Source organism: Erwinia tracheiphila (assembly GCF_021365465.1).
GTDB classification, from domain to species: domain Bacteria; phylum Pseudomonadota; class Gammaproteobacteria; order Enterobacterales; family Enterobacteriaceae; genus Erwinia; species Erwinia tracheiphila.
The window spans coordinates 4,064,380-4,077,622 of the sequence record NZ_CP089932.1; the positions used below are offsets into that span (position 1 = coordinate 4,064,380).

General features: G+C 51.8%; 9 protein-coding genes and 1 pseudogene. 3 read left to right on the forward strand and 7 right to left on the reverse strand.

Annotated elements, in window-relative coordinates; all coding sequences use genetic code 11:
* Window positions 1-6: 6 nt before the first annotated feature.
* Together carB and folA are read left to right on the forward strand one after the other, a co-directional pair.
* A complete protein-coding gene (carB, locus tag LU633_RS21155; RefSeq protein ID WP_016190926.1) occupies window positions 7-3,231 on the forward strand; it encodes a carbamoyl-phosphate synthase large subunit in 3,225 nt (1,074 codons plus the stop codon).
* Window positions 3,232-3,802: 571 nt separating this feature from the next.
* Window positions 3,803-4,282: a type 3 dihydrofolate reductase gene (gene folA / locus LU633_RS21160; protein ID WP_016190925.1), complete on the forward strand. Its 480-nt coding sequence runs from the start codon at window positions 3,803-3,805 to the stop codon at window positions 4,280-4,282.
* A gap of 369 nt (window positions 4,283-4,651) precedes the next feature.
* Here folA and apaH read toward each other — a convergent pair whose 3' ends face one another.
* Genes apaH through lptD form a run of 6 tightly spaced genes read right to left on the reverse strand, consistent with a single transcriptional unit; the run spans window position 4,652 to window position 11,461 of the window.
* Complete coding sequence (gene apaH, locus LU633_RS21165) at window positions 4,652-5,482, reverse strand: bis(5'-nucleosyl)-tetraphosphatase (symmetrical) ApaH (protein ID WP_016190924.1); 831 nt, start codon at window positions 5,480-5,482, stop codon at window positions 4,652-4,654.
* 44 nt (window positions 5,483-5,526) lie between these two features.
* Window positions 5,527-5,904 (reverse strand): Co2+/Mg2+ efflux protein ApaG, encoded by a 378-nt coding sequence (gene apaG, locus LU633_RS21170; protein ID WP_016190923.1) that lies wholly within the window; start codon window positions 5,902-5,904, stop codon window positions 5,527-5,529.
* Between the two features lies 1 nt (window position 5,905).
* Window positions 5,906-6,736, reverse strand: coding sequence for a 16S rRNA (adenine(1518)-N(6)/adenine(1519)-N(6))-dimethyltransferase RsmA (rsmA, locus tag LU633_RS21175; protein WP_016190922.1), 831 nt, complete (start codon window positions 6,734-6,736; stop codon window positions 5,906-5,908).
* A complete protein-coding gene (pdxA, locus tag LU633_RS21180; RefSeq protein ID WP_016190921.1) occupies window positions 6,736-7,719 on the reverse strand; it encodes a 4-hydroxythreonine-4-phosphate dehydrogenase PdxA in 984 nt (327 codons plus the stop codon). The genes rsmA and pdxA overlap by 1 nt, the downstream gene beginning before the upstream one ends.
* Window positions 7,709-9,004 (reverse strand): peptidylprolyl isomerase SurA, encoded by a 1,296-nt coding sequence (gene surA, locus LU633_RS21185; RefSeq protein ID WP_016190920.1) that lies wholly within the window; start codon window positions 9,002-9,004, stop codon window positions 7,709-7,711. The genes pdxA and surA overlap by 11 nt, the downstream gene beginning before the upstream one ends.
* A gap of 54 nt (window positions 9,005-9,058) precedes the next feature.
* Window positions 9,059-11,461: an LPS assembly protein LptD gene (gene lptD, locus LU633_RS21190; RefSeq protein WP_040465541.1), complete on the reverse strand. Its 2,403-nt coding sequence runs from the start codon at window positions 11,459-11,461 to the stop codon at window positions 9,059-9,061.
* Window positions 11,462-11,735: 274 nt separating this feature from the next.
* Between lptD and djlA the strand changes: the two genes are divergently transcribed.
* Entirely contained in the window at window positions 11,736-12,557 is an 822-nt protein-coding gene (gene djlA / locus LU633_RS21195) for a co-chaperone DjlA (RefSeq protein ID WP_016190918.1), read from the forward strand.
* Window positions 12,558-12,736: 179 nt separating this feature from the next.
* Here djlA and LU633_RS21200 read toward each other — a convergent pair.
* Window positions 12,737-13,202: pseudogene (locus LU633_RS21200) on the reverse strand (IS6 family transposase); the annotation flags it as partial.
* Window positions 13,203-13,243: the final 41 nt, after the last annotated feature.

Below are 13,243 nucleotides of genomic sequence, written 5' to 3' on the forward strand. Positions count from 1 at the left end.
GAGAAAATGCCAAAACGTACAGACATAAAAAGTGTCCTGATCCTTGGCGCTGGCCCGATCGTTATCGGCCAGGCCTGCGAATTTGACTACTCTGGTGCGCAGGCGTGTAAAGCGCTGCGTGAAGAGGGCTATCGCGTCATTCTGGTTAACTCCAACCCGGCCACCATCATGACCGACCCGGAGATGGCCGATGCCACCTATATTGAGCCTATCCACTGGCAAGTGGTGCGTAAGATTATCGAAAAAGAGCGCCCGGATGCGGTGCTGCCCACCATGGGGGGCCAGACTGCACTGAACTGTGCGCTGGAGCTGGAGCGTCAGGGCGTACTGGCTGAATTTGGCGTAGCAATGATCGGTGCCACTGCCGATGCCATTGATAAGGCAGAAGACCGCCAGCGTTTTGATAAGGCAATGAAGAAAATTGGGCTGGAAACCGCCCGATCCGGCATTGCGCACACGATGGAAGAAGCGCTGAAAGTGGCCGAAGAGGTGGGGTTCCCGTGCATTATCCGCCCTTCATTTACGATGGGCGGAAGCGGTGGTGGCATTGCTTACAACCGTGAAGAATTTGAAGAGATTTGCGAGCGTGGACTCGATCTTTCTCCGACCAATGAGCTGTTGATCGATGAATCGCTGATTGGCTGGAAAGAGTACGAAATGGAAGTGGTGCGTGACAAAAACGACAACTGCATCATTGTCTGCTCAATCGAAAACTTCGATGCCATGGGTATTCACACCGGCGACTCAATTACCGTCGCGCCTGCTCAGACGCTGACCGACAAGGAATACCAAATCATGCGTAACGCCTCAATGGCGGTGCTGCGTGAAATCGGTGTTGAAACAGGGGGCTCCAACGTTCAGTTCTCGGTGAATCCTGAAAATGGTCGTCTGATTATCATTGAAATGAACCCGCGGGTGTCGCGTTCTTCTGCGCTGGCGTCGAAGGCGACCGGTTTTCCGATTGCCAAAATCGCCGCCAAGCTGGCTGTGGGTTTCACCCTCGACGAGCTGATGAATGACATTACTGGCGGTCGCACGCCTGCCTCATTTGAACCGTCAATTGACTACGTTGTGACGAAAATTCCTCGCTTCAACTTCGAGAAATTTGCTGGCGCAAATGATCGTCTGACCACCCAGATGAAATCAGTTGGCGAAGTGATGGCGATTGGCCGCACGTTTCAGGAATCCATACAGAAAGCGCTGCGTGGCCTGGAAGTGGGCGCGCACGGATTTGATCCTAAAGTTGACCTGAACGATGCAGAAGCTTTAACCATCATTCGTCGCGAGCTGAAAGACGCGGGTTCAGAACGCATCTGGTACGTGGCTGATGCATTCCGTGCGGGCATGTCGTTGGAGGGCGTATTTAACCTGACCAACATCGATCGCTGGTTCCTGGTTCAGATTGAAGAGCTGATTGGTCTTGAGGGGCAGGTTGCCCGCGAAGGAATCAATGGCCTGACCGTTGATTCCCTGCGTACGCTCAAGTGTAAAGGTTTTGCCGATGCGCGTCTGGCGAAGCTGGCCGGCGTCACCGAGTCGGAAGTGCGCAAGCTGCGTGAGCAATACCAGCTTCATCCGGTTTACAAACGTGTGGATACCTGCGCTGCTGAATTCTCCACCGATACCGCCTATATGTACTCAACGTACGATGAAGAGTGCGAAGCCAATCCCAATCAGGACCGAGACAAAGTAATGATATTGGGCGGTGGTCCAAACCGTATCGGTCAGGGGATTGAATTTGATTACTGCTGCGTCCACGCAGCACTGGCATTGCGCGAAGACGGTTTCGAAACCATCATGGTGAACTGTAACCCTGAAACGGTTTCTACCGACTACGATACTTCCGACCGCCTTTACTTTGAGCCAGTTACGCTGGAAGACGTGCTGGAAATCGTCCGCATTGAAAAGCCAAAAGGCGTGATTGTGCAATACGGCGGGCAGACGCCGCTGAAACTGGCCCGCGAGTTGGAAGTAGCCGGTGTGCCGGTTATTGGCACCAGCCCCGATGCTATTGATCGGGCTGAAGACCGCGAGCGTTTTCAGCAGGCAGTTGAACGTCTTGGCCTGAAACAGCCTGCTAACGCCACCGTAACAGCGTTAGATCAGGCGGTCGAAAAAGCAGTAAAAATTGGTTATCCGCTGGTGGTGCGGCCTTCCTATGTGCTGGGTGGCCGTGCGATGGAAATCGTTTACGACGAAACGGATCTTAAGCGTTATTTCCAGACGGCGGTATCGGTCTCGAACGACGCGCCGGTGTTACTGGATCGTTTCCTGGATGATGCGGTGGAAGTGGATGTTGATGCAATCTGCGACGGTGAACGTGTGCTGATCGGCGGCATTATGGAACATATCGAGCAGGCGGGCGTTCACTCTGGTGATTCTGCCTGTTCATTACCGGCTTACACGTTGAGTCAAGCAATTCAGGGAGTGATGCGTCAGCAGGTTGAAAAACTAGCCTTTGAGCTTTGCGTTCGTGGTCTGATGAACGTGCAGTTCGCGGTGAAGGACAATGAAGTTTATCTGATTGAGGTCAATCCACGCGCGGCGCGTACCGTCCCCTTCGTTTCCAAAGCAACCGGCCTACCGCTGGCGAAAGTCGCGGCCCGCGTTATGGCAGGTAAAACCCTGGCCGAGCAGGGTGTGACCGAAGAAGTTATTCCTCCTTACTACTCCGTGAAGGAAGTAGTGCTGCCGTTCAACAAGTTTCAGGGCGTTGACCCTATTCTTGGCCCTGAAATGCGTTCCACTGGCGAAGTCATGGGTGTGGGGCGAACCTTTGCTGAAGCCTTTGGTAAAGCGATGCTGGGTGCGCAGACTAATATGAAGAGAAGCGGTCGTGCGCTATTGTCGGTGCGTGAAGGTGATAAAAAACGTATCGTCGATCTGGCGGCGAAGCTGCAAAAACTGGGCTTTGAGCTGGACGCGACTCATGGTACGGCGGTGGTGTTGGGTGAAGCCGGCATTAATCCGCGCCTGGTTAACAAGGTACATGAGGGGCGTCCGCATATTCAGGATCGCCTGAAAAACGGTGAATACGCTTATATTGTTAACACCACGGCGGGCCGTCAGGCCATTGAGGATTCCAGGGCGATCCGCCGCAGTGCTCTGCAATATAAAGTGCATTACGACACCACGTTAAACGGTGGTTTCGCTACAGTTACGTCGCTGAATGCCGATCCAACTGAAAAAGTGATTTCGGTGCAGGAAATGCACGCGCAGATTCAAGGTTGATCTCACTTACCTGCTGTTAAATCCCCGCTCCGGCGGGGATTTTTTTGAGTAAGCAATAGCCGCGTATTAGCCAGCGTTAGTTTTCACAAAGCAGTTTCTTGCTTTTTCATTTATCCCCTAACCAGTACCCGGAAGAGTAAATTTTTTGCCAATTAACCAGACAGACTCAATGTTTTTCGTATGTTTACTTCTTTCGATACTGTTCGCAGCTTAAATATTGGCTGTGGTCCGCGCCCCGGCAGTATAAAGCGCCACGGACTATACGCACGGTGATCTCCTTCATGGCAAGCCTGAAAAGCGCTGAAAGTGAAGGGCGCTATTAGATGGGATAGTTACATGAGCACTGTTAACGTTATCGTATTAAAGACAGATTCTTAACAGAAAGCACGAAGGTGGGGAAACCATTACAAAAGCCATGAATGGCATAAAAATTTTTATGTAATGCAGGTAAAGATGATACTTGTTATTTTCGTTTAAAAACCTTTACGTATTTCTCCTGGCTTACCTATCGACGAAACTTTCGCCTTTCCGTATGATGACGCCAATTCTACACCCTGTTGAGTAGCATCAGATGATAAGCCTGATTGTGGCGATGGCCGCCGACCGCGTTATTGGAATGGAAAATGCCATGCCGTGGCATTTGCCTGCTGACCTGGCATGGTTTAAGAAAAATACGCTGAATAAGCCGGTGATTATGGGGCGACGTACCTTTGAATCAATTGGACGACCGCTGCCGGATCGGACGAATATTGTGATCAGCAGTAAAACAGGTGACACTGATGGCGTTATCTGGGTGACCTCCATTGAGGAAGCGCTGCAAGCTGCCGGTGAGGCTGAAGAAATCATGGTTATTGGCGGTGGCCATGTCTATGAACAACTGCTGCCGCAGGCTGACCGGCTTTACCTGACCCATATTGATGCTGAAGTGGAAGGCGACACCGCTTTCCCTGACTATGAACCAGATCAATGGCAGTCTGTCTTTAGTGAATTCCACGATGCGGATCAGCAAAGCAGCCACAGCTGCTTTTGGGAAATTCTGGATCGTCGCTAATGTGCGCCCTGAGCGGCATTGTTCAGGCATCAATAACGTCCCGACCTTGCCCTGTAAAGTCAGGACGTTTTTACTGTAAATAAACGATCACATTTTTGAAAGGTGTCCACTGACCGAGCCTGCTTTTTCTGTGCTGACAGCACTCGCAGCATACTCAAAAGCCTGCGTCCAGAATTTCCAATGCACAGGTGCGTTGTAAACTACTTTCATCAGCTGTGTTTTTTACTGCTGAGGGGTATGTGCTATCGCCACATGAAGCCGACCGCGACTGTCCTGCATCACATTTCATCAAAAAGATAAGAAATTCAGGGGACAGTGGTGAGCAACATATGGACTGCCCGCCCGCCTGCATACGTCACTGACAGGTACTCACTCCTGCTCTGACTGCGCCCGCTCCGCCGGCTGAGTAAACCATGTCGCATCCTCCCAGCGCAGCATCGTCAGCGCACCACCCCAGCAGCAGCCCGTGTCCAGTGCCAGAATGCCTTCCGGTGTTCCTTTTCCTTCCAGCGAAGCCCAGTGACCAAAAACAATAGTGTGATTACTTGCAACCGGGCCGGGAATGCTAAACCAGGGTTTCAGAGGGGGATGGGCGGACTCGGGCGTATCTTTGCAAATCATATCCAGCTGACCGCCAGGAAAGCAGTAGCGCATTCTGGTCAGGGCGTTTGTGCTGAAACGTAAACGTGCCAGTCCGCTGAGTTTATCGCTCCAGTTATTGGGCATGTCGCCATACATCGCATCGAGAAAAAGTGGATAAGTGCCGCTGGCCAGTACGACTTCAACTTCACGGGCACAATGGATCGCTGTTTCTAAATCCCACTGCGGCGTAATACCGGCGTGAGCCATCACCAGCTTTTTTTCACGATCGACCTGAAGCAACGGTTGACGACGCAGCCAGTTGATCAGCTCATCAGCATCCTTTGCCTCCAGCAGGGCGGTGAAGCGATCCTTAGGCTTATTTCGGCTGATCCCCGCATACACGGCCAGCAAATGCAGATCGTGGTTGCCCAACACGATCTTTGCGGACTCCCCAAGTGAGCGGACAAAGCGCAGAACGCCCAGCGAGTCGGGGCCGCGCGCGACCAAATCACCGGTTAGCCACAGCGTATCCTGCTCAGGATCGAAGGCAACCTGTTCCAGTAATGATTGCAGTTCGTGGTAGCAACCGTGAATGTCGCCAATCAGATAAGTACTCATAAATCCGTCCGGGGCGGCGCTGAGGCCAGACTGTTGAAGATGAACTAATGAATCTGGCTCGGGATCGCCAGCCGGAACACCGGGATGGCTACATTGAAGCCCTTTCCGTCGCAGTCTACCATCGTATAGTGACCTTGCATGGTACCCATCGGCGTTTCCAGCACGGTCCCGCTGGTATACTGAAATTCGCCACCCGGTGGAATATGGGGCTGTTCACCGACCACACCTTCGCCCTGAACTTCCGTCTCCTGACCGTTGCCGTTAGTGATTAGCCAATAACGGCTCAGTAGCTGCACGCCGCTACGACCAAGATTGCGGATCGTGACGGTATAGGCAAAAACATAACAATCTTCTTCCGGCACCGATTGTGACGGAATCCAGATACTTTGCACCTGAATGCAAATCCGGGGCGTATCGGCCATGTTATTCACTCTCCTGCAAAGACGGCTGGGGATGTGCTTTCAGCCAGTTAGCCAGCTGACAGTATTGCGCGACAGTGATGTTTTCAGCACGCAACGTAGGATCAATATTCATTTCCTGAAGTGCTTCCAGCGTGAACAGATGTCCGAGGCTGTTACGCAGTGTTTTACGACGCTTGCCAAAGGCTTCTGTGGTAATTCTACTCAGTAAACGGATATCGTCTACCGGATGCGGCAGACGGGCATGAGGCACCAGCCTTACAACAGCAGAGTCTACTTTAGGCGCTGGAGTAAAGGATTCCGGTGGTACTCCCAGCACTGGAATAACCTGGCAGTAATACTGCGCCATTACCGTCAGACGGCCATACGCTTTGCTGCCAGGTCCGGCAACAAGGCGGTTAACTACTTCTTTTTGCAACATGAAATGCATGTCGCGAATGGCATCAGTATAGCTGAACAGGTGGAACATCAGCGGGGTGGAAATGTTATAAGGCAGGTTGCCAAAAACGCGCAGGGGCTGGCTTTTTTCGCGGGCATATTCCGCAAAGTTAAAGGTCATAGCATCCTGCTGGAAGAGGGTCAGCTTTGGTCCAAGAAAAGGATGCGTTTGCAGACGTGCGGCCAAATCGCGGTCAAGTTCAATGACCGTCATGCTATCAAGACGCTCACCGACAGGCTCGGTGAGCGCACCGAGGCCGGGGCCAATTTCAACAATGGCTTCGCCGGGCTGAGGATGAATGGCGGAAACAATACTATCGATAATATATTGATCGTTCAGAAAGTTCTGACCGAAACGTTTGCGGGCAAAGTGCCCCTGATGGACGCGATTATTCATTAATTTGAGATCATGGTGATGGCGAGATTAAGTGCCGTAATAAAGCTGCCTGCATCGGCGCAACCCCGGCCAGCCAGGTCCAGGGCGGTGCCGTGGTCGACGGAGGTGCGGATAAAAGGCAGGCCAAGGGTGATATTTACCGCCCGACCAAAGCCTTGATATTTCAGGACGGGGAGGCCCTGATCGTGATACATCGCCAGAATCGCATCCGCATGCTGCAGATACTTCTGCTGAAATAGGGTATCAGCAGGCAGCGGACCGGTCAGCTGCATACCCTGCTGCCGGAGTTCGTCCAGCAACGGGATAATGACGTCTATCTCTTCCCGTCCCATATGGCCGCCTTCCCCGGCATGAGGATTAAGGCCACAGACGAAAATGTGGGGTTTTGTCTGGCCAAATTTGCTTTGCAGGTCGGTATGCAGAATGCCGATAACCTCACGCAGACTGTCGCGGGTAATGGCGGCAGAAACGTCTTTCAGCGGCAAATGCGTCGTGGCTAACGCCACTCGCAGTGCCTCAGTGGCCAGCATCATCACCACCCGTGAGCAGCCAGCCCGTTCAGCGAAGAATTCCGTATGTCCGCTGAAAAGGATGCCCGCCTCATTAATGACGCCTTTATGCACCGGGCCGGTGATCAGCGCGGCAAATTCGCCGCTCAGGCAGCCGTCACAAGCGATCGAAAGCGTTTCCAGTACATAATGCGCGTTAGCGACACACAGCTCACCGGCCTTAACCAGCTGGGCCGTGGCAACGGGCAACACAGTCAGTGTTCCCGCAGACTGTGGTTGCGCAGTCAGACCGGGCTGATAATGTCGCAGGGTGAGAGGTAATCCCAGCGCGGCGGCCCGATCCTGCAACACGGCAGGATCGGCGCAGACGACCAGTTCAACGGGCCAGCTTTGCTGGGCCAGCTGTACGGTAACATCAGGACCAATACCAGAGGGTTCACCACTGGTTATCACGACTCGCTGGTTACTGAGCATTGCCATCCAGAATTTTCACATAGGCGGAAGCACGCTGTTCCTGCATCCAGGTTTGTGCCTCTTCAGCAAACTTACGATTAAACAGCAGACGATAAGCGCGTTCTTTCTGTGCCGCGTCGGTTTTATCAACCTGACGGGTGTCCATCAGCTGAATCAGATGCCAACCGAAGGAAGAATGTACCGGGCTACTCATTTGCCCTTTCTTTAGTTTCAGCAGCGCATCGCGAAACGCAGGATCGAACATCTCGGGTGAACTCCAACCCAGATCGCCGCCCTGATTCGCTGAACCTGGATCTTCTGAAAGACTTTTCGCTGCCTGCGCAAAAGTGGTTTTGCCACTGCTAATTTCCGCTGTAACCTGTTCCAGTTTCTGACGCGCCTGATCGTCGGTCATCACTGGCGAAGGCTTGAGTAAAATATGGCGCGCATGCACTTCAGTCACCGAAATGCTTTGATTATCGCCGCGAATATCGTTCACTTTCAGAATGTGGAAGCCTACGCCGGAACGAATCGGGCCGACAATGTCACCTTTTTTCGCGGTAATCAGGGTCTGAGCAAACAGAGAAGGTAGCTCCTGGATGCGCCCCCAGCCCATGTTCCCGCCTTTAAGCGCTTGCGCATCGGCGGAGTAGCTGATGGCCAGCTTGCCAAAATCACCGCCGTTTTTCGCTTCGCTCACCAGCTGGTTAGCCAGTTTTTCCTGATCGTCCACCTGCTGCTGGGTCGGATTTTCAGGTAGCGGCAGCAAAATATGACTGAGGTTAAACTCGGCAGTATCACTGTTTTGCGCCGAAACCTGTTTGGCGAGCGAATCCACTTCCTGCGGTAATATAGTGATGCGGCGGCGCACTTCATTGTTACGCACTTCCGCGATGGTCATCTCTTTGCGGATTTGCTCATGGTAAGTGGCATAGTTCATGCCATCGTAGGCGAGCCGACTGCGCAGCTGGTCGACGGTCATCTTGTTTTGCTGTGCAATGTTAGCAATCGCCTGATCAACCTGAGCATCCTGGATTTGCAGGCCACCCTGGTGCGCCATCTGCAACAGAATATTGTCCATGACGAGACGTTCAACAATCTGATGGCGCAACGTTTTATCGTCGGGCAGTTGCTGACCGGCTTCCTGTGCCTGGCTTTTCACCGACTGCATCATACCGTCGACATCACTTTCCAGGACCACACCATTATTGACGACGGCAGCAACTCTGTTTACTACCTGTGGGGCTGCAAACGCGGTGCTGGCTGTCAGCACGGCACCAAGGATCAGCATTCTCCAGTTCTTCATACTTTTTCCATTCTTCTATCCGCTCTGCGGGTTTGCAAACGAGTTATCACAACATCAGAAAGAGCGCTGATAAGGCAGAATACCCTGACGCAGCATTTCACCTGTTCCCAGACTGTAAGACGGGCTCAGGCCGCGTAGCTCAATGTTGAATGAGATTTTGTTGTCATAATTACTTTTACTGTTGGCGCTGTCCCAACTGGTGATTTTACGCTCGTAACCCATACGGATGGCATAGCAGCAAGAGTTGTACTGTAATCCAAGAAACTGATCTGCAGGCTGTTTCGCCTTTATATCGTAATACCAGGCACCTACTACGGCCCACGAATCAGCAATCGGCCAGCTGGCGGTTGCGCCTACCTGCGAAATTCCCTGCTGATAGCCAGGGTTGGTGATCTGGCTTAAGGTCTGCTGGATATATTCCGGGCTGGTATAGCGATAATTCAGCTGCACCAGGCGGTCTGCATCGCGACGATATTCCAGCACCGCGCTCCCCTGCGACACGGTTCTCAAACGGGTGTCATACTGAACGCCACCGCGCGCATTCCAGCGCTCGCTAATTTTCCAGAAGGAGTCACCTGCCCATTCGATACTGCCACGATCGTCCGAATCGGTTGTTTCCAGACCTGTCCGGGATGGCGTAAACGAGTAGATTTGACCAACGGAAGCATTAAAACGTTCAACCAGATCGTTATCAAATATTCGGGTGGTCACGCCCGTGGTGATTTGATTAGCAGACGGAATGCGGTCAAGCCCGCTGTAGGTGCGATCGCGGAACAGACCGGTATAATCGCTTTGCAGCAGCGTTGAGTCATAAGCACGGATATCGCTCTGATCGCGATAAGGCACATAAAGGTACTGCACGCGAGGTTCCAGCGTCTGGGTATAGCCCGGTGACCAGTCCATATCACGGTCAAACACCATTTTGCCATCGACTTTGAACTGCGGCATGACACGGTTAACGCTGCTCTTCAGCTGATTAACCTTGCTGCTATCTACGCTTTCGTTCCAGTACTCAATATCGTTCTGCTGATAGTGAGTGGCCAGTAGTTTAGCTTCGGTATTCAGGCTACCCCAATGATTGGACAGCGGCAGGTTAATGGTGGGTTCCAGATGCAACCGAATGGCATCCGGGTAGGCTTCATTTACGTTGGTAAATTTCACTGCCTGTGCGTACAGATGGGTATCAAAGGGACCCACATCGTTCTGATAATAGTTGAAATCGAACTGCGGCTCGGCGCGATAAACGTCGTTATTGGTTTGCGTGGAGAAAATCTGGAACTGTTTGGTTGACAGCGTCGCATCCCAGTTTTGTTCAGCATAGCCAACGCTAAATTTCTGCGTGACGTACCCGTCAGTGGAACTGGCGTAAGGGGATTCAAGGTCGGTGAAATAATAAACGTCGCTGACCTTGGTGTAGTCAATGTTGAAGCGCCAGTTCTGATCGTAAACGCCATTGTGTTTCCAGGTGAACATCCAGCGATCAGAATCGTCGCTATTCGTGATGTTACGTGACGTGGCGTCTTTGGTGTATTGCCTGTCTGAGGGCAGATAATCAAATTCCATCAGACCCTCACCAGCTTTGGTCAGATAACGAAATTCATTCTGCAACTGCGTACCGCGATTACTCATATAATGCGGAGTGATGGTCGCATCGACCTGCGGCGCAATGTTCCAGTAATAGGGAAGAATAAACTCAAAGCCGTTGGAACTGTCATATTTGGCGTTAGGGATCAGGAAACCAGAACGGCGGCGATCACCAATGGGGAGCTGCAAATAAGGGCTGTACAGCACCGGCACCTTGCCAATTCTAAAGCGCGCGTTCCAAATTTCTGCAACCTGTTCTTCGCGATCTTCAATGATATGGGTCCCGGCCACGCTCCAGCTGTTATCGCCGGGCAGGCAGGAGGTAAAGGTGCCATTTTCCAGAATGGTATAGCGGTTCTGCCCGCGCAGCTTCATCTGGTCGGCAGTGCCGCGGCCCTGCCGACCAACCATTTGATAATCGCCATTCCAGACGTTAGTGTCTTTGGTGTTCAGATTAGACCAACCTTTTGGGCCTCTCAGCACGACCTGATCATCGTCGTAATGCACATTGCCCAGTGCATCGACAGTACGAACCGGCGTGGTCTGACCCTGCACCTGTTTCTGATGCAGTTGGATTTCATCCGATTGCAGACGACCGTTACCCTGCTGTACATCCACGTTGCCGGTAAATACCGCGTTATCGGGGTACCTGCCTTTAGCCTGGTCCGCGTTGATGGTTACCGGCAGATCGTTATTGTTTTTTCCCTGAATCAGGGGGCGGGTATAGCCTGGTACACCCAGCATACACTGCGACGCAAGAACGTCGGCCAGACCCTGCTGGCTGTAAAGAGCTGTACCAATGAGCGAGGCCAGCAGAGTAGGTAATCGTTTTTTCATACGTGGTATCGAAAATTCCGTGATAACAGGCATCATGCCGACAAACGCTCAGAGACTAACGTACTCAACAGGGTTGCGCCAGTGCTATACCTTTCATCTTGCAAATTGCAGTTACTCTGGCTTCACTTACTCGCTTTTGTCGCTTACTTTTGTAAGCATCAGATAAGTTTGCGAAGTTGCTTTATCCCTGAAAATCTGTAATCAATCAGGTAACTTCTGATGATTTGACCGTGTTGCCGTTAGGCGCTGAGATAAATGACAGGTATGATAATGCAATTTTCAGCTTTCAGCATGGCGAATTGAGGAGTATATGCGCTATTGGGGAAAAGTAATCGGGCTTGTGCTGGGTTTATTGAGCGGCACGGGCTTTTGGGGATTAGCATTCGGTTTGCTGGTTGGACACCTTGTTGACAAGGTGCGCGCAGTGCAGGGACAGGGATATTTCGCTAACCAGCAGACTCGCCAGACACTGTTTTTTAGCACCACTTTCCAGATTATGGGACATCTGACGAAATCAAAAGGTCGGGTGACCGACGCAGATATTCAGATGGCGTCATTGTTAATGGATCGCATGCAGCTGCATGGCGAGGCTCGCGCGTCTGCACAGCGAGCGTTCCGCGAAGGCAAAGAGGGGAATTATCCGTTACGCAATAAACTGCGTGAACTCCGCAGCGCCTGCTTTGGCCGTTTTGATCTAATTAGGATTTTTCTGGAGATTCAAATTCAGGCCGCCTTTGCCGACGGCACACTGCATCCAAATGAACGTCAGGTGCTTTATGTTATTGCGGAAGAACTGGGTATTTCCCGGCTACAGTTTGAGCAATTTTTACGCATGATGGAAAGCGGTCAGCAGTTTAGCGGCGACGGGCGTGCGTATGGGCGTTCTCAGGGGGCATTCAATCCGAGCCAACGTGGACCGACACTTGAAGATGCCTGTAGCGTACTGGGCGTGAAAAGCACTGACGATGCAGCGACTATCAAACGTGCCTACCGCAAATTAATGAGCGAACATCATCCGGACAAACTGGTGGCGAAAGGCTTACCGCCACAAATGATGGAAATGGCCAAGCAGAAGGCACAAAATATCCAATCGGCCTGGGATCTGATTAAGCGCGAGAAGGGATTTAAATAGAGATTTTATCTGTTAAAGGAGGCGTTGCGGGAAGCAGACAAAATTTTGTCAGGGTGATACAGCCAGAGAAAAGAACAAGACTGGCTATTATTTTATACCTCATGGAAACGTTCTCCTTCTGATAAAAGGGCACTTTGCAAAGTTCGCGATGATGTGGCCTTTGGCATAACTGAAAGGCCTTACATTTCAAATGCTTTATTTACCAGGCGAATCACGCGCAGGGGATAGCCGAAGCAGAAGTTTTCCGACTGTCCTTTACGCAGTGCCCGCATGACTTCAATCCCCTGAAAAGGGCATAAGCTGTCTTCATTGATTTAAAACCCGGCGAGGCATTGATTATCCGTTTCAGTTTGCCATGATCACATTCAATAAGGTTGTTCCGGTATTTTATCTGCCTGTGTTCAACGTCAGGCCGGCACTGGCCTTCCCGTTTTAGCAGAGCAGGCGCATGGCCGTATGTTGGCGCTTTGTCCGTGTTGATGCGGCGGGGGATTTGCCAGCCTTTCACGCTGTTAAAATTTTTCCCAGAAACCGGTATGCTGCTTTGCTGCTACGACGCAGGGAGGGATAAAAATCAATGGTGCTTCCTCTGCTGTCAACAGCAGGGTACAGATAAGCCCATCGGCCATTCACTTTGATATAAGAGCCTGCCCCAAAAGGCGTTATCGTATAATGCATCCCGGTCA